The 15,841-nt window shown below is 71.7% G+C and carries 18 protein-coding genes; 7 read left to right on the top strand and 11 right to left on the bottom strand.

Features of this window, described 5'->3' with window-relative positions; translation table 11 throughout:
• The 6 genes from VIU94_RS01865 to VIU94_RS01840 form a co-directional block, all read right to left on the bottom strand.
• A partial coding sequence (locus VIU94_RS01865; RefSeq protein WP_331906780.1) for an AraC-like ligand-binding domain-containing protein occupies positions 1-884 on the bottom strand: 884 nt, incomplete at its 3' end.
• Between the two features lie 179 nt (positions 885-1,063).
• Complete coding sequence (locus tag VIU94_RS01860; RefSeq protein ID WP_331906778.1) at positions 1,064-1,909, bottom strand: 3'-5' exonuclease family protein; 846 nt, start codon at positions 1,907-1,909, stop codon at positions 1,064-1,066.
• Between the two features lie 49 nt (positions 1,910-1,958).
• Complete coding sequence (locus VIU94_RS01855) at positions 1,959-2,876, bottom strand: phosphatase domain-containing protein (protein WP_331906776.1); 918 nt, start codon at positions 2,874-2,876, stop codon at positions 1,959-1,961.
• A gap of 3 nt (positions 2,877-2,879) precedes the next feature.
• Positions 2,880-4,001, bottom strand: coding sequence for a T4 RnlA family RNA ligase (locus tag VIU94_RS01850; protein WP_331906774.1), 1,122 nt, complete (start codon positions 3,999-4,001; stop codon positions 2,880-2,882).
• 104 nt (positions 4,002-4,105) lie between these two features.
• On the bottom strand, positions 4,106-4,789 hold the full coding sequence (locus tag VIU94_RS01845) for an HNH endonuclease family protein (protein ID WP_331906772.1): 684 nt from the start codon (positions 4,787-4,789) through the stop codon (positions 4,106-4,108).
• Positions 4,790-4,898: 109 nt separating this feature from the next.
• A complete protein-coding gene (locus tag VIU94_RS01840) occupies positions 4,899-6,341 on the bottom strand; it encodes a dihydrolipoyl dehydrogenase family protein (protein ID WP_331906770.1) in 1,443 nt (480 codons plus the stop codon).
• Positions 6,342-6,492: 151 nt separating this feature from the next.
• Between VIU94_RS01840 and trxA the strand changes: the two genes are divergently transcribed.
• Positions 6,493-6,864, top strand: a complete 372-nt coding sequence (gene trxA / locus VIU94_RS01835; RefSeq protein WP_331906768.1) for a thioredoxin — start codon at positions 6,493-6,495, stop codon at positions 6,862-6,864.
• A gap of 82 nt (positions 6,865-6,946) precedes the next feature.
• Here the strand turns inward: trxA and VIU94_RS01830 are convergent, their stop codons facing one another.
• The 3 genes from VIU94_RS01830 to VIU94_RS01820 all read right to left on the bottom strand — a co-directional run bounded on the left by VIU94_RS01830 (position 6,947) and on the right by VIU94_RS01820 (position 9,693).
• A complete protein-coding gene (locus VIU94_RS01830; protein ID WP_331906766.1) occupies positions 6,947-8,134 on the bottom strand; it encodes a thiolase family protein in 1,188 nt (395 codons plus the stop codon).
• A gap of 174 nt (positions 8,135-8,308) precedes the next feature.
• Positions 8,309-8,578 carry a hypothetical protein gene (locus VIU94_RS01825; RefSeq protein WP_331906764.1) on the bottom strand — a complete coding sequence of 90 codons (270 nt, stop codon included), beginning with the start codon at positions 8,576-8,578 and terminating at the stop codon, positions 8,309-8,311.
• A 92-nt stretch (positions 8,579-8,670) separates the two neighbouring features.
• Complete coding sequence (locus tag VIU94_RS01820; protein ID WP_331906762.1) at positions 8,671-9,693, bottom strand: LacI family DNA-binding transcriptional regulator; 1,023 nt, start codon at positions 9,691-9,693, stop codon at positions 8,671-8,673.
• Between the two features lie 239 nt (positions 9,694-9,932).
• Between VIU94_RS01820 and VIU94_RS01815 the strand changes: the two genes are divergently transcribed.
• From VIU94_RS01815 to VIU94_RS01795, 5 genes are all read left to right on the top strand, one after another.
• The gene (locus VIU94_RS01815; protein ID WP_331906760.1) at positions 9,933-11,183 is read left to right on the top strand and encodes an MFS transporter; all 1,251 of its coding nucleotides are present in this window, start codon (positions 9,933-9,935) and stop codon (positions 11,181-11,183) included.
• 97 nt (positions 11,184-11,280) lie between these two features.
• Complete coding sequence (locus VIU94_RS01810) at positions 11,281-11,979, top strand: alpha/beta fold hydrolase (protein WP_331906758.1); 699 nt, start codon at positions 11,281-11,283, stop codon at positions 11,977-11,979.
• Between the two features lie 14 nt (positions 11,980-11,993).
• A complete protein-coding gene (locus VIU94_RS01805) occupies positions 11,994-12,212 on the top strand; it encodes an NfeD C-terminal domain-containing protein (RefSeq protein WP_331906756.1) in 219 nt (72 codons plus the stop codon).
• Positions 12,213-12,296: 84 nt separating this feature from the next.
• On the top strand, positions 12,297-13,709 hold the full coding sequence (locus VIU94_RS01800; protein WP_331906754.1) for a flotillin family protein: 1,413 nt from the start codon (positions 12,297-12,299) through the stop codon (positions 13,707-13,709).
• Positions 13,710-14,027: 318 nt separating this feature from the next.
• Positions 14,028-14,243, top strand: a complete 216-nt coding sequence (locus VIU94_RS01795; protein WP_331906752.1) for a dodecin — start codon at positions 14,028-14,030, stop codon at positions 14,241-14,243.
• Between the two features lie 298 nt (positions 14,244-14,541).
• On the opposite strand, the gene VIU94_RS01790 is transcribed toward VIU94_RS01795, so the two are convergent.
• Both VIU94_RS01790 and VIU94_RS01785 read right to left on the bottom strand, forming a co-directional pair.
• Positions 14,542-14,913 (bottom strand): recombinase family protein, encoded by a 372-nt coding sequence (locus VIU94_RS01790; protein ID WP_331906782.1) that lies wholly within the window; start codon positions 14,911-14,913, stop codon positions 14,542-14,544.
• Positions 14,862-15,323, bottom strand: coding sequence for a zinc finger domain-containing protein (locus VIU94_RS01785; RefSeq protein WP_331906784.1), 462 nt, complete (start codon positions 15,321-15,323; stop codon positions 14,862-14,864). The genes VIU94_RS01790 and VIU94_RS01785 overlap by 52 nt, the downstream gene beginning before the upstream one ends.
• Positions 15,324-15,493: 170 nt before the next feature.
• Between VIU94_RS01785 and VIU94_RS01780 the strand changes: the two genes are divergently transcribed.
• A partial coding sequence (locus VIU94_RS01780) for a hypothetical protein (protein WP_331906750.1) occupies positions 15,494-15,841 on the top strand: 348 nt, incomplete at its 3' end.

The following is a 15,841-nucleotide window of genomic DNA, read 5'->3' as shown; positions in this document are numbered from 1 at the left end:
GCGCTTGCGAAGCCCCAGCGGGCCGCGATCGCTTGAACGGGCCGACCGCCCAGCTCCCCGGATGCGAGGTCGGCGTGGGCGCGCTCCAGCCGGCTGTGGCGGATGTGTGCCGCGATGGTCAGGGGCTGGTCGCCGAAGAGGACGTAGAGACACCGCAGGGACATGTTGTGCCGATCGGCGATCACCTGGGGAGTCAGGCCCGGGTCGCCGAGATTGTTCTCGATGAAGCGGTGGATCCGCTGCAGCGTCACCTGCGCACGGGCCTCGGCAGGCGCCTCACCAGGGTCACCGAGCCGCCGTGCGAGAAACGCAGTGGCCAAGTCGAGGGCGACGCACCCCATCCCGCGCAGCTCCTCCGGGCGACATTGCGGGCCGCGTGTGAGCAGCGTCTTCAGGAAGTCGGCGATGATCGCCCCTGACCCCACGTCTGCGGCCAAGCTCTGTGCGAGGAGGCGGTCCACCCGGTCCGAGCGCAGCGACAGGGCCTGACGGGGGATCTGCAGGACCACCGACTCGATCTGCCCGCTTGTGCATGCCCCCTCACTCGGTCGTGAGGTGTCGGTGAGCACGAGTCCCCCCGCGACCACCGATTCGTTGCCCCGCTGGGAGATCCTGACAGCACCCTGTGTGAGGAGCGCCAGGTGCAGCTGCTCGGGATCGCCGCGCCGGACATGGGTCGAGGTGCGGCGTGAGAGCACCGGTGAGCAAGTCAGAACAGACAGCCGCACCACGCCCAGATCCAAGTCCTTGATGCTCGCCTGGAATCCGGCCGTATGCCGGGGGCTCAGCATGACGGGCATCACATCGCTGTACACCGTCTTGTAGAACCAATCGAACCTGTCCTCGCACGCCTCTGCGTCATCCGACGCCAGCCGCATCCCCATGCGATCCCCCAGACCTCGACATGGCAGCGATCCGGTCCTTACCGGTGTCGCACAGCCGTGCTTCACCCCCCGCTGCCACGTGATCAACTATTCAGCCACATACTTGCGGACGGATCCTCGGTGCGCTGTGGCATTCGCCGACGAACCGGCAGAGCGCGGCTGATCACCCGCGCCTGGCATCAGCCCGCCTCGTGTGCCCGCCACGGCAGCGGTTCGACCGGGCCCACCGGCCACGGCTCCGGCTCGTGCCGGCCGTGCGCGGCGGCGTTCCACAGGATCTGCTCGTTGTGCAGCGCAGGCCGGGAGAAACGGGCCAACGCGGGGTAGCGCGCGCCTAGGGTCTGCGCCAGGGCCAGGGTCGCCTCGGCGTCGGAGGCCGGGTCGCCGGGATGCTCGTGCGGGACGCCGTACCAGGCCGTGACCGTGTCCAGGGAGCGGCCGCCCGAACGGTACGGGTCGGCGTGCCGGTCCAGGATGAGCGGGTCGCACACCGGGGCGAGGCCGTGCGGCGCGCGCTCGCCGAGCGGGCGCAGCCCGTTCCGGGTCAGCTCCGTCTCCAACGTGGTCAGCACGTACGGCGCGTACCAGACGACCAGCGGCTCCCCCGCCGCCAGCCGCCCGGCAAGCAGCTCCGCCAGCTCCTCAAGCGCCCGCGCGGCCGGGACGCCCTCGGAGCGGGCCCGCTCCACGGTGATCCCGTGCCGCTTGCCGGGGGCGACGGCGAGCGGGCCAGGGCCCGGGTCGATGAGCCAGTCCCGTACCGTCCCGTCGGAGCTCCGGACCGCGGCCGCGAGGATCCGGTCGACGGAGTACCGGTGGCCGGTGGCGGCGACGTCGAAGGCGGTGAGCCCCCGCCGGTGCCAGCCCGGATGGTCGTGCGGGGGCGGCGGGCCGGGCTCGCGCACATGCTCCGGGTGGTAGACCGCCCAGCCCTTCGGACGCAGCCCGACCAGCACCCCCGCCCCGGCCGGGACCACCTCGCCGCAGAGCGCACACGGCGACGGGTAGTCGTTGGTCCGGTCCATGGCGCTCCTTGCGGTGGTGCGGGGTGGTACGGGTGGTGCGGAGAACTCTTTAGAAGTTCCCGTAGTTGACCTGCCAGGTCGGCAGACCCATCCGGCGCCAGACCGCGACCACCCGGTCCCGGTCGTCCAGCGAGACCCGGACCGCGTACCGGTGGCGGACGTGCGCGTCGAACAGCTCGGCCTTCACGATGTCATCGCTGCGCCCGTCGTCCGAGGCGCGCATCCACAGCTCGTCGTACGGCACTTCGTGCCGCTTGAGCCACTGCTCGGTGATGTCGCGGTGGTCCTCGCTGCGCCCGGAGAGCAGCACGATCGTGTCGTCATCGGCCGTCCGGAAGGCCCGCAGGGCCTGCCGCACGGACACGTTGAGCAGGTCCGTGTCGCAGCGGGAGAAGTCGTACGGGCCGCGGTCGCCGCGCAGCGCGAGGGTGCCGTCGATGTCGCAGAGGACCGCCGAGGGCAGCGCGGGGTCGGCGACGTACGGCGTGGCCGCGGGCTGGTCGTTGAACCACTCCGCGGTGAGCTGCCAGCCGCCCTTGCGGGCCTTGGCGTGCTTGTCGGCGAGGATCCGGATGATCTCCTCGCCGACCGCGCGCTCGCGCGCGCCGTCGCGCCGGATGCACTCCTCGACCGGCACGTCGGTGAAGTCGTGCACGACGAAGGTCGCGCCGAGGCCGGTGACGGCCGCCTTGAGCCGCTTGGGGATGTGCGGCGTCAGATGGGTGTTGTCGACGACGACGTCGAAGCCGCCGGCGACGGCCTCGCGCACCGCGGCGTCCTGGACTGCCAGCACGGTCTGCTCATGGGCGTGCGACCGGCCGCGCTCGGGGGCCGGGACGTCGAGCATCGCCCGCAGGTCGTCGAGGTTGACGCGGCGCATCCGGCCCTCGGACTCCGCCTGCAGCTTCCTCGCGGCGGTCGTCTTTCCCGAGGCCGGCAGCCCCGTCATGACGTGTACGGAAGGCACGGATCAGTTCTCCTCGTCGGTGGTGAAGGGGTCGGACGCCTCGGGCCGCACATGCCGCCAGACCAGCAGGTCCGTCGACTTGCCGTCGAGGCGCAGAAACAGGGCCGACCGGACCTCCCGGTCGACCGGCAGGGTCTTGACCGCGCGGGCGAACGCGCCCCGGTCCTCGGCGAGATGGGCGACCGACGCGTACGCCTCGTCAATGGCGCGCGCGTGCGCCGCCGCCTCATCCTCCAGGCGCGCGACGACCCCGCGCACCCAGGTGTCGAACTCGTCCGGCACCTGCTCCAGGAGCGCCTCAAGGGGGCGGCCGCCTGCCGACTTCACGCCGCCCAGCTCGGCGACGGAGAGCCCGAGCCCCTGCGCGAGCCGCTTCGCGGCCGTGCCGGCGAAGCGCTCGATGCCGTGGCTGCGCCAGATGTCCCGCTCGGTGACGCCGGTCAGCACCTTGTGCAGCCGCACGTACTCGGCGATCTTGGCCTTCGCCCGGACACCGGACGCGAAGCGGAGCACGAAGCCCTCGGCGTCGGTGCCGGTGGCGGCCCGGCCGCCGGGCAGCGTGTTCGACTCGGTCAGCTTGGTCAGTTCGTCGAGCGACATCGCCGGCCACACGGTCACGACCGACCCGATCGCCGCCCAGTCCGGCGCCGCCTCGGCGAGCGGGAGCTCCGCGCCGTCGGCGCCGAACGCGGCGAGCAGCACCAGGTCCCGGCGGTCGCCGTAGTCGACGACGATCCGGTTCTGCGGGTACAGGATCTCGGCGAGGTACGTCACGCCGGGCGTCAGCGCGGAGGTGTCCTTGGCGTCCAGCCGGCGCTGCGCCCAGGTCGCCTGCTCGCTGATGAACGATCCCTTGGAGGCGACCCGCCACTTGTCCGCGTAGTGGAAGACGAGGGCGAGGCTGCCGTCGACCTTGTCGTAGACCTCGAACGGCTCGTCGGGCAGGGCCGGCGCGTACGGCTGTCCCGACGCGTGCTCGCCGACGTTGAAGAACTTCGGCAGACAGTGCGCGACGATCCGCCCGGTCTCGTCGTCGGCGACCAGGCCCCGGCACCGCGTGGTGACCCGGTTCCACACCCGCTCGTACTGGGCGCTCCGCGTGTACGTGAGTATGGAGATCGGCAAGGAAGGGTGGGGCTTGCGGGTCACATGCCCGGCGGAGATCGCCGTCTCCAGATCCGCAAGGCTAAACAGCTCGGCAATATCCACGGCGGCCCCCGTTGAAGCGCTCAGGCGAGGCCGCGGTCGACCTCTTCCCCATACAGTTCGATGATTTCTCTCGCCCACGCGACGAGGTCGCTCGCGCGCTGACCCGACGGCTGAGAGGTGACCCAGAGCTCAAGGTTCTCAGACCGATTGTCGAGTCGGTCGCCGTTCTTGTGGTGAGCACTCTCGCCCGGCCGCAGTGGACGCCCGAGCCTATCCGCCAGGACCTTTCGGTGCTCGAATATTCTCCCGTGCCGGTTCGCGTTGGGGTGACCTGGCGCGGAAACGCGCCGATAGCCCTCGGCCGTGACGTTTCCCGAGCCGGACGCGGCCAGGCGGCGGGGCTTGACTCCCGTCATTCGCATATACGCGTACCGATGATTGATGCAGAACCCGCGGCTGGAGACCGGCTCGCCGCAACCGGCGTCCTGACACAAGTCGTATCGCACACCGGATTCAAGCACCGCTCGAACGCAGGCGATTCGTTCGGAGATGCATGTCCGGCACGTGATACGAGTCCGCTCCAGGGTCCGCTCAAGATTGAACTTGGTCTGGGCCCAAGCCGTGACGGAGACGTCGGCCCACCAACGCTTCTTGTACACCAGGGCAAGGTCGGTGCTGCTGCCGCACTCATCGCAGCTCTTGTCGGACAGGTAGGCGTCAAGCCGCCCTCTGCACCAGCGTGCATGTTTCTCTGGCGTACCCACACTCTCAGTTTACAGGTGGCTGGCGGTAGTTGAGGTGCACAGTTGTCAATCAAGAGCGACCACTCGGTCCTCAACCTGAAACTGCCCTGCAAGCGGAACACGCGAGGGCTCATGCTCCCTGGTCCGCCCGGTACGCCTCCAGGAGGCGGAGCCAGATCTCGCTGAGGGTGGGGTAGGCGGGGACCGCGTGCCAGAGGCGGTCGATCGGGACCTCGCCGGCCACGGCGATGGTCGCGGCGTGCAGGAGTTCGCCGACGCCCGGGCCGACGAAGGTCGCGCCGAGCACGATCTCCCGGTCGAGGTCGACGACGAGGCGGGCGTGGCCGCGGTAGCCCTCGACGTAGAGCCCGGCTCCGGCGACCGAGGTGAGGTCCATGTCGACGGCGCGGACGCGGTGTCCGGCCCGCTCGGCGGCGGCGAGGGTCAGCCCGACCGCGCCGACCTCGGGGTCGGTGAAGACGACCTGCGGGAGGGCGGCGTGGTCGGCGGTGGCCGCGTGGGCGCCCCACCGGTCGGTCTCCAGGGCGGCGAGGCCTGCGGCGCGCGCGGCGATCGCGTCGCCCGCGACCCGGGCCTGGTACTTGCCCTGATGGGTCATCAGGGCGCGGTGGTTCACGTCGCCTACGCCGTACAGCCAGTCGCTGCCGGTGACCCGGAGGCTGTCGTCGACGGGCAGCCAGCCGCCCGGCTCCAGGCCCACGGTGTCCAGGCCGATGTCGTCGGTGCGCGGCGCCCGGCCGATGGCCAGCAGCACCTCGTCGGCCTCGACCTTGTCGCCGCCCTCCAGGACGACGGTGACCGGGCCCTCGCCCCCGTCGCGCACCAGCGCGGCGACGGAGACGCCGGTACGGACGTCCACGCCGGCCTCGGTCAGCCCCGCGACGACGTGCTCGCCGGCGAACGGCTCCATCCGGGGCAGCACGCCGGACCCACGGACCAGCACGGTGACCTGCGCGCCGAGCGCCCGCCAGACGGTGGCCATCTCCACGGCCACCACTCCCCCGCCGACGATCGCGAGCCGGCCGGGAACGGCCTGGGCGCTGGTCGCCTCGCGGCTGGTCCAGGCCTTCGCGCCCGCCAGGCCCGGCAGTTCGGGCAGGGCGGGGCGGCTGCCGGTGCACACGGCGACGGCGTGCCGGGCGGTCAGCACGACGTGCTCGCCCTCGGGGCCGTCGACGACGACCTTGCGCGGTCCGTGCAGTCGGCCGTGGCCGCGGTAGAGCCGGGCGCCGATCGAGTCGACCCAGGCCGCCTGACCGTCGTCCTTCCAGTACGAGGTGTACTCGTCGCGGTGGGCGAGCACGGCGGCCACGTCCAGCGGGCCGCCGACCATCTGCCGCAGGCCGGGCACCCGGCGCGCGTCGGCGCGGGCGAGCACCGGGCGCAGCAGCGCCTTGCTGGGCATGCACGCCCAGTACGAGCACTCGCCGCCCACCAGCTCGCTCTCCACCACGGCCACGCTCAGTCCGGCCTCCCGTGCCCGTCCGGCCACGTTCTCGCCGGTCGGGCCCGCCCCCAGCACCACTACGTCGTAGTCCACCGATCGCGTCATGGCCCCCAGTCTGCTGGTCGCCGCCCGTACGGGCCACAGGGGAGGTGTCGCTTTCGGACGGGCGGGCAGGTGGGGGGCGGACGGAATAGTGCGGGCCGGGTCTCCGTTGTGCGGGGCGAGTCCGCTGTGGACCGGGAAGAGGTAGGAAAGCATGAGCACTGTGGAGCTCACCAAGGACAACTTCGACCAGATCGTGAGCGACAACGCCTTCGTCCTCATCGATTTCTGGGCAGCCTGGTGTGGTCCGTGCCGCCAGTTCGCCCCGGTCTTCGAGAAGGCGTCCGAGCGTCACGAGGACCTGGTCTTCGCCAAGGTCGACACGGAGGCGCAGCAGGAGCTCGCCGCGGCCTTCGACATCCGCTCGATCCCGACGCTGATGATCGTCCGCGACAATGTGGCCGTGTTCGCGCAGCCGGGCGCGCTGCCCGAGCCCGCCCTCGAGGACCTGATCGGGCAGGCCCGCGGGCTCGACATGGACGAGGTGCGCAAGTCCATCGAGGACGCGAAGGCGCAGGGGCAGTAACTCTCTCGTACGTACGGGAGTCCTCGTACGGGGGCGGGGCGCGTCTGTTTCGGCGCGCCCCGCCCCCGTCTCGTCGTGTCGGTCAGCGCTCCAGGACGAGCGCGAGACCCTGGCCGACGCCGATGCACAGCGCCGCCAGGCCCGTACCCGAGCCGGCCGCCGCGAGCTGGTGGGCGACGGCGCCGGCCAGCCGGGCGCCGGACGCGCCGAGCGGGTGGCCGATGGCGATCGCGCCGCCACGCGGGTTGACCACCGCCGGGTCCAGCTCGGGCCACTCGGCGAGGCAGCCCAGCGACTGGGCGGCGAAGGCCTCGTTCAGCTCGAAGGCGGTCAGGTCCGCGAACGACCGGCCGGCCTTCTCCAGGGCCTTGCGGACCGCCTCGACCGGTCCGAGCCCGAACAGCTGCGGCTCGATGCCGGTGACCGCGGAGGCGCGGATCCGGGCGAGCGGCTCCCGGCCGGTCGCGCGCAGGCCCTCCTCGTCGACGAGCAGCAGCGCGGCCGCGCCGTCGTTGAGCGGCGAGGCGTTGCCGGCCGTGACCGTGCCTCCTTCGGGTCGGAACGACGGCTTCAGCTTGGCGAGCGCCTCCATCGAGGTGCTGTCGCGGATGCACTCGTCGCGCGCCAGGTCGACGCCCGGGTAGCCGACGACCTCGCCGTCGTACAGCCCCTTGGCCCAGGCCTCGGCCGCCTTGCGGTGGCTCTCCAGCGCGAAGGCGTCCTGCTGCTCGCGGGTGAGCGCGTGCTTGTCGGCGACGAGCTCGGCCCCCTCGCCGAGCGCGACCGTCCACTCGGCGGGCATCCTCGGGTTGGTCATCCGCCAGCCGAGCGTGGTGGAGTGCAGCTGCTGGTGGCCGGCGGGGAAGGCGCGTTCGGGCTTCTGCAGCACCCAGGGCGCGCGCGACATCGACTCCACGCCGCCCGCGAGGGCGATGTGCGCGTCGCCGACGGCGATCGCGCGGGCCGCCTGGATCACGGCCTCCAGGCCGGAGCCGCACAGCCGGTTGACGGTCACGCCCGGCACGGACGTGGGCAGCCCGGCGAGCAGCACGGCCATCCGGGCCACGTCGCGGTTGTCCTCGCCGGCGCCGTTGGCGTCGCCGAAGTACACGTCGTCGATCCGGGCCGGGTCGAGGTCGGGGGTGCGCTCCACGAGCGCCTTGACGACGTGAGCGGCGAGGTCGTCGGGGCGTACGGCGGAGAGCGCGCCGCCGAACTTGCCGATCGGCGTGCGGACGGCGTCGACGATGTAGACGTCGCGGATGCTCATCGGGTCTCTCCCCTTGTCCCGTTCCGGGCCGCTGCGGGCCCGTGTTTGTCTTCGCCCCGGGCCCTCTCGTGTGAACCATCGTTCACAGGCGGGCCGCGGCCGAGTTTGTGCCCCGCAGCGGCGGCTGTCAACCGCCGCAGGACAGGACGGGTGCCCCATGCACCGACCGATCGGTCAGTGCTCCCTGCCGTCGAGTACCAGCGCGGTCAGCCCGTAGTCGAGCTCCCTGCCGTCCAGCAGGATCGCCTCGACGGTCCGGGTCTCCGGGTCGATGTCGGCGACGATGCCGTGGCCCGCGTACCGGGGGTAGCCAGAGTTCCCCACCTCGCCGGTGGCCTCCACGACAGCGGCCCGTACGGCACTGTCCTCGACCGACGCCGCGCCGCGGTCGTCCACGTGCGCGGGCACCACCAGGATCTCGAAACGCTTCGGAACTGTGCTCATGCACCGACGCTAAGCCCGGCGCGCACCCTTCGCCCGCCCGGCCGATCCCGCCCGTTCGACCCGCCCCGCCGGGCCCGATCGGGCCGGTGCCGTCAGCTCGACTCGCGGTGGATCAGCCGCGCCGCCATCAGGTCATGGCGCTCGGGCGCACCGCCCGGGTCGCGGACCACGCGATCCACCAACTCGGCGAGGTGACGTCCGATCACCATGTCGATCTGCACGGTGCTGAGCCGCGGCCGCAGCAGCCGGCCGAGCAGCAGGTCGTCCGCGCCGACCACGGCGGTCTCGCCCGGCACGTCGACGCCCGCGTCCTGGAGCGCCCGCATGAGGAGCATCGCGTACTCGTCGTTGTACGCGAAGACCGCGTCGAGCCCCATCGTCCGCCAGCGCCCCGCGAGCTCGGTCGCCGGCTCCTCCTCGTACCGCAGCGGGACGGGGACGATCTCGGCCTCCGTGCCGGCCGCGGCCTGCCGCGCGCCCTCCAGCCGGGGCGCCGAGAACATCTCCAGACCCCGGTCCTCCGGCATGATCACGCCGATCCTGCGCCGGCCCCGCTCCAGCAGGTGCTCCACGGCGCGGGCGCCGATCTCCCGCTGGTCCATGACGAGCGCGTGCGCGCCCTCGACGCGGTGCGGCCCGAGGGTGATGACGGCCTTCGCGCCGGACCGCTTGAGGACCTCGACGCCCTGCGCGGTGAGCGCGATCTCGCCGAGCGAGACCACCGCCACCGGGCGCAGTTCCGCCCAGGCGCGGGCCGCCTCGTCGGCGTCCATGCCGAGGCTGCCGTACTGGACGACCGTGTAGTCCAGCCGGCGCAGGGCCCACTGCAGCTCGTCGAAGAAGCGGCTGTAGAGCGGGCCCACCGGGACGTGCGCGGTCGGCAGCAGCACCATGCGGCTGTGCCCGGCGCGCAGGCTGCGGGCCGCGGCGTGGGGCACGTACCCGAGTTCCTGGGCCGCCTCGCGCACCCGCTGGCGGGTCGGTTCGCTGATCCGCACCGCCGAGGTGTTGTTCAGCACGTAACTGACGGTGGCCCGGGAGACCCCCGCCAGGCGCGCGACATCGGCGCTGGTCGGGACGGGGCGTTCGGCGGAGTGCTTCGGTGACTGGCTCATCGCGCTCGGCATCTTTCCAGAACGATCCGGCACCGGGTCTGGCGGATGGCCGGATTCAGGTGCTACACAGTGGTTACGCGAGTCACTGACACGTGTAACCATCCGTTCAAGCACTCCGGAACCACTGCTGGCGCTTGAACCAACGCTGTCCTTTTTGATCCACCCGTGTCGCTTGAACCACCCCTGTCACTTCCGCACCCGCCCGTCCTCCCGTCGGGCGATCACACCAGGAGGGCACCGTGGCCCTTTCCTCCCCTGGCACCGACTCGGACCGCACCGCCGGATCCGCCGGGCCCCGCCCCACGCGCGGCCTGCTCCCCCTGCTGCTGGCCGGCAACACGGCCATGTACGCGCTGTACATCGGCGTCCCCGGAGTGCTCCTCGCGCTCCAGATCGAGGCCATCGACCCCGCGGAGAAGGTGGCGAACTTCGGCCTTGTCTCCGGCATCTCGGCGATCTTCGCGACGATCTTCAACCCGGTGGCCGGCGCGCTCTCGGACCGGTCCGGCCGCCGCAACCCCTGGATCCTGGCCGGCGGCCTGCTCGCGCTGCCGGTGATGCTGCTGCTCGGCAGCGTCGACACGATCCTGCTCGTCACGATCGCCTGGTGTCTCGGCCAGGCCGTCATGAACGTCTACCAGGCCGCCCTGACCTCGGTCGTCCCCGACCGGGTGCCGACGGAGGCCCGCGGCAAGGCCTCCGCGGCCGTCGGTCTCGGGCTGCCCGTCGGCTCCACGATCGGCGCCCTGCTGGGCGCGGCCTTCTCCGACGACTACCGCACCGGCTATCTCCTCTTCGGCGCGATCGTGGCCGCGGCGGCCGTGCTGTTCACCGCCTGCGCCCGAGAGGAGCGGATGCCCGTGAAGGCGCCGATGCCGGTCAAGGCCCAACTGGCCGCGTTCGCCGGCGCGTTGAAAGATCACGACTTCCGCTGGGCGTTCATCGGCCGGGCGCTGCTGATCCTCGGGTACTTCGCGGTGGCCGGCTTCCAGCTGTACATCCTCAAGGACCGCACCGATCTGCCGGCCGGCCTCGCGCCGGAGGAGGCGGTGGCGATCCTGATGCCGGTCAACAGCGTCGCGATGGTGGTCTCCACCGTCCTCGGCGGCTGGCTGTCGGACCGCTACGACCGGCGCAAGCTGTTCGTCGGCGCGTCCGCCGTGCTGGCCGCCGTCGCGCTGCTGATCCCGGCCGTGTCGTCGAGCTGGACCGCGATGCTCGCCTTCTCCGTCGTCAACGGCCTCGGCTTCGGCTGCTACATGGCCGTCGACACGGCCCTGGTCACCATGGTCCTGCCGAAGGCGGAGGACGCGGCACGCGACATGGGTGTACTGAACGTGGCGAACGCCGGCCCGCAGATCGTCGCGCCGTTCGTCGCCTCGGTGATCGTCTCCCTCAGCGGCGGCGGATACACCCCTCTGTTCGTGTTCGCCGCGGTGCTGTCGGTGCTGGGCGCGCTCGCGGTACGGCCGATCCAGGGCGTGCGCTGAGCACAGGGCCCGGGGCCGAATCCCACATGGGCACTGGTGCCCATGCCTCCCCCCAACCACTCACCCGCACCACCCCGTTCGACGAAAGGCACCGACCGTGCAGCTGCACACCACCACCTGGGGTACGGGCGACCGCGTCGCCCTGCTGATCCACGGCATCATGGCCGACCACCGCACCTGGCGGCGGGTCGGCCCGGCGTTGGCCGAGCGCGGCTACCGGGTCGTCGCCGTCGACCTGCGCGGCCACGGAGCCACCGGGCCGGCCGACCGGTACCGTCCCGAGGACTACGCGGACGACGTCGTCGAGACCCTGCCGAAGGGCGCGGATCTGGCCATCGGCCACTCGTTGGGCGGGCTGACGCTGGCCGGCGCGGTGGCGCGGCTCGCGCCGAAGCGGGCGGTGTTCTCCGACCCGGCCTGGCACTTGGCGACGGCCGAGGAGGGCTTCGACCCGGAGCTGTTCGTCGGCTTCAAGTCGGCGACGGCGGAGCAGGTCCGGACCCTGAACCCGCGCTGGGAGGAGGCGGACGTCGCCGTGGAGCTGGAGACGCTCAAGCTCTGGGACCCCAACACGGCATACGGGCTCACGGAGTTCGCGGGCGCAGACCTGATGCCGCAGAAGCCGGAGGTCCCGTCACTCGTCACGCTGGCGGACCCGAGCTTCCTGATCTCCCCGGAGCGCGCCGCGCTGCTGCGCGAGCGGGGTTTCGAGGTCCGTACGGTGGCCGGGGCGGGCCACACGATCCACCGGGACGATTTCGACGGGTTCATGTCCGCGCTGGACGACTGGATCTGACGTACCGTTCAGGCATGGACGACGCGTCGATGGTGGGAATGCTCGGCCGGGTCACCGGCACCGTCGGGCCCGGCCTCGTCGGCGAGGTGATCGTCCGGATCCGGGGCGGGGCCGAGCACTTCCTGGCGTATCCGGCCTCGGGCAAGGAGCGGATCGAGCCGGGCACGGTGGTGACCGTGATGGAGCACCTGCCGCCGCGCACGGTCTATGTCACAGCCGCGTATGACAGTTGACCGATCCATTGAGCGACGGGCGCGAGAGGCGCACACTCCCTTCATCGGGGCCGGACCGCGGCGCCGGTGAAGGGGGAGGTGCCCATGGGCATCGGCATCGTGGCGGGCGGCGCATTCGCCGCCCTCGTCGTCCTGATCGCACTGTTCAAGTTGATGTGGCGCGTCGCGGAACCCAATGAAGCACTGATCATCTCCGGTTCGAACCACAAGACCGAGGGCCTCAGCGAGGGGATGGGGTTCCGGATCGTCACGGGGCGGGGCACGCTCGTGCTGCCCGGCGTGCAGGCGGTGCGGAAGCTGTCGCTGGACCTCAACGAGACGCAGCTGTCGGTGGAATGCGTGACCCACCAGGGCATTCCGCTGAAGGTCCGCGGTGTAGTGATCTTCAAAGTGGGCGACGACTTCGTGTCGATCGCCAACGCGGCCCGCCGCTTCCTCGACCAGCAGAAGCTGATGTCGGAGCGGGTGCACATCGTGTTCGCGGGTCATCTGCGGGCGATCGTGGGCGGGTTGACGGTCGAGGACATGATCCGCGACCGGGAGAAGCTGACCGGGCAGGCGCGTTCGGCCTGTGGCACGGAGATGGAGAAGCTCGGCCTGATCGTCGACTCGCTGCAGATCCACGAGATCGAGGACCCGACCGGGTACATCAAGAACCTGGCCGCGCCGCACGCCGCGGCGGTCCAGCGGGACGCCCGGATCGCGCAGGCGGAGGCGAACCGGCTGGCGACGGAGGCGGAGCAGATGGCCGCGGCCCGGATGTCGGAGGCGACCCGGGACAGCGAGATCCTGCAGGCGGGCTACCAGGCCGAGCGGGACAAGGCGTCCGCGAAGGCCCGGCAGGCGGGCCCGCTCGCGGAGGCCGGGGCCAAGCAGGAGGTGGTGGTCCAGGAGACCCGGGTGGCCGAGCTGGTGGCGCACCGGCGGGAGCAGCAGCTCCAGGCGGACGTCCGCAAGCCGGCGGACGCGACGGCGTACGAGAAGCGGACGCTGGCCGAGGCGGAGCGCGACGCGCGGATCTCGGCGGCGCAGGCCGAGGCGAAGGAGACCGAGCTGGCGAGCGCCGCGACGGCGACCGCGACCCGGCTGACGGGCGAGGCGGAGGCCGCGGCGGCCCAGGCGAAGGGCCTGGCGGCGGCCGAGGCGACCCGGGCGCAGGGCCTCGCCGAGGCCGAGTCGATCAAGGCCCGCGCGGCGGCGCTGGCCGAGAACCAGGAGGCCGTGGTCGCCCAGCAACTGGCCGAGAACTGGCCGGAGATCGTCCAGGCGGGCGCGTCCGCGTTCGGCAACGTGGACCAGATGGTCGTCCTGAACGGCGCGGACGGCATGGCAGACCTCCTGGCCAAGGCCCTGACCATGGGCGGCACAGGCCTGGGCCTGGCCCGCCAGCTCCTCGCCACCATGGGCCCGAACGCCGCACAACCTACGCCGCCACCGTCGGTGAACGGCTCGGGCCCGAAGTCCGAGGCAATCGCGGTGACGGACGCGTCCGACTGACGCAGGGCAGGGCAGGGCAGCGCAGGGAGAAGCCTCAGTGACCACTCCTGTCTCGGAGTGGCCGCTGGGGCTTGCCGGCGATCCCGGCCGGCCGGGAAAGGTCGTTCTGGTTGGTGCGGTCTGTCTGGATGGCGTGAACTCCCTCGGCGTTTCGGCCGGTCCCGCCACGGTTGAACGCTGATACCGCCCAGCCGCGCCGCAGGGCGTGACCCGCGACCGCGCGGGGCGGCACCGGTTCACCGGTGGCGTCTGCGCCGAGTCGCGGGCGTCCGCGGTTCCGTGCAGTGTGGATGGAGTCGGAACGAAGGAGAGGCCGCCATGGCAGACCACGTGTACCGAGTCACCGAGATCGTCGGCTCGTCCCAGGACGGTGTGGACACAGCCATCCGCAACGGGATCACCCGTGCCTGCGAAACGCTCCGGCAAGTGGACTGGTTCGAGGTCACGGAGATCCGCGGCCACGTCGAGGACGGCCAGATCGCCCACTACCAGGTCGGCATGAAGGTGGGCTTCCGTCTCGACGAGCCCAGCTAGTACTGCGAGAGTCGCGCCCCTCGCGCCTACGCTCTGCGTAGCTTGCGCAGCCTGCCCCAGCGGCCCAGCGGCCCTGCGGCCGAGTGCGGGCCTGGGCCGGCATCCGCGCGTCGAATTCGGCCTTGCTGACCATCGCTCGTGCCCGAACTGCGCGACGGTGACGGTGGGCATCTGATGGTTCAGGCTGCGAACGTGTTCGATGAACGCGTCCGGCGGCGAGACGTGGTGCGTCTCCACGTCACTGGCGGCTCCGGGGACTGGACTGTCGTAGAGGAGACGGACCGACCGGTCCTGCCCCTCAACTACCCGGCTGGCCGCTACATGCGCCTGGACGGCGGACGCCATGTCCCCGACCACGGTCGGGGTTGAGCTTGCCGACTACTCGGTGTCCTGGAGGCCGGCGAAGTCGGCGTGTGCCCGAGCGACGGCCTCGGGGTATGCCTCCTTCCTCCCGCTCGGTCTCCGCCATCGCCGCGAAGAACGCGAACAGCAGGCGGCCCGCGCCGCTGGGGTCGCACATCCCGGGCAGGGGCCCGGCGAGCATCTCCAGGACCAGGCCGTGGGCGGTGAGATGGTCGGCGAGCGCGGTGAGTTCGGCGGCGTCGCGGCCCGGGCGCTTCATCTCGTACACGGTGAAGATGACGCGGCAGTGCGGGGCGTGGGCCTTGATCTGGCGGGCGAGCGCGAGAGCGGCCTCGAACTGAGGCCGGACGCGGACGCGGGGTCGCGCGGGATGCCGTGCTTGGCGAGGGCGTCCAGTTGGGACTGGAGCTCCTGGGTGAGCGTCGAGCACCGGGCGTACCCGATGCGGATGTCGGCGGTCGGGGTGTCAGGGGCGAGGGCAAGCGGGACGGGAGTCCCGGGGCGCCACGGCCGGCCGGGGCCGCGGTCGGCGGGGGTGGGTACGCGCGGGAGCTTGGCGAGCCGGGGCACTTTGGTGAAGCGGCCGGTGTGGTAGGCGCCGGCGACCGCGCCGGAGCGCGAGCGGCACGGCGAGCCCGGTTCGGCGCGGCAGCGGGGGCAGGGGTGGCCCTCGACGTCGACGGCGTCGCTCGGGGAAGCCTCTTGAGGGACCGTCATGCCGACGGATGCAGTCACAAACAATTCTCAGAAGCGCCCTGAACCCACTGTTCGTGAGAACGGGTTCTGAGAACCGATCGGGGGCCGGGCGGGCCCGGGCGGCCAGTTCTTGATCTTCCTCGCGCAAAGGACCGCTTCTGACGCGTTCGAGTGAGTGATCGACCTGCCGCTTGCCCATCACTCTGGGTATCCGCGGGACGGCTGCCGCGCTGAGCCTCCTGGCCGCAGGAGCGGTCGCGGGTGTCGCCATCGCGGACGATGCGGCAGTGAGGGCCAAGGCCCCGTACGCGATGGCGTCCGCTCAGATCAACGCTGACGGCACCCGCGCACAGTCCAAGGGGATCAAGTCGTCCACCAGGGTCGCCACCGGCATCTACTGCGTGACCTTCGACGACGCCACCAGGATTGACGTGGCCCGCAGCACCCCAGTAGCCACCCTGGTGACGACCGGCGGCCCGGAGTACGCGATCAACCTGCGCACCACCCCGTCGCCTGAATGCGGCAATGCGGCGGACACG

This window comes from Streptomyces sp. (genome assembly GCF_036566765.1).
Taxonomy (GTDB): domain Bacteria; phylum Actinomycetota; class Actinomycetes; order Streptomycetales; family Streptomycetaceae; genus Streptomyces.
This window is presented reverse-complemented; position numbering and strand designations above follow the sequence as displayed.

Bases quoted from the DNA above. Each gene is read 5' to 3' on its own strand.
- VIU94_RS01795 (WP_331906752.1), top strand. From the start codon at position 14,028: ATGGCAGACCACGTGTACCGAGTCACCGAGATCGTCGGCTCGTCCCAG.
- VIU94_RS01785 (WP_331906784.1), bottom strand. From the start codon at position 15,323: ATGACGGTCCCTCAAGAGGCTTCCCCGAGCGACGCCGTCGACGTCGAG.
- VIU94_RS01825 (WP_331906764.1), bottom strand. From the start codon at position 8,578: ATGAGCACAGTTCCGAAGCGTTTCGAGATCCTGGTGGTGCCCGCGCAC.
- VIU94_RS01840 (WP_331906770.1), bottom strand. From the start codon at position 6,341: ATGACGCGATCGGTGGACTACGACGTAGTGGTGCTGGGGGCGGGCCCG.
- VIU94_RS01860 (WP_331906778.1), bottom strand. From the start codon at position 1,909: ATGGACCGGACCAACGACTACCCGTCGCCGTGTGCGCTCTGCGGCGAG.
- VIU94_RS01805 (WP_331906756.1), top strand. From the start codon at position 11,994: ATGGACGACGCGTCGATGGTGGGAATGCTCGGCCGGGTCACCGGCACC.
- VIU94_RS01800 (WP_331906754.1), top strand. From the start codon at position 12,297: ATGGGCATCGGCATCGTGGCGGGCGGCGCATTCGCCGCCCTCGTCGTC.
- trxA (WP_331906768.1), top strand. From the start codon at position 6,493: ATGAGCACTGTGGAGCTCACCAAGGACAACTTCGACCAGATCGTGAGC.
- VIU94_RS01830 (WP_331906766.1), bottom strand. From the start codon at position 8,134: ATGAGCATCCGCGACGTCTACATCGTCGACGCCGTCCGCACGCCGATC.
- VIU94_RS01820 (WP_331906762.1), bottom strand. From the start codon at position 9,693: ATGAGCCAGTCACCGAAGCACTCCGCCGAACGCCCCGTCCCGACCAGC.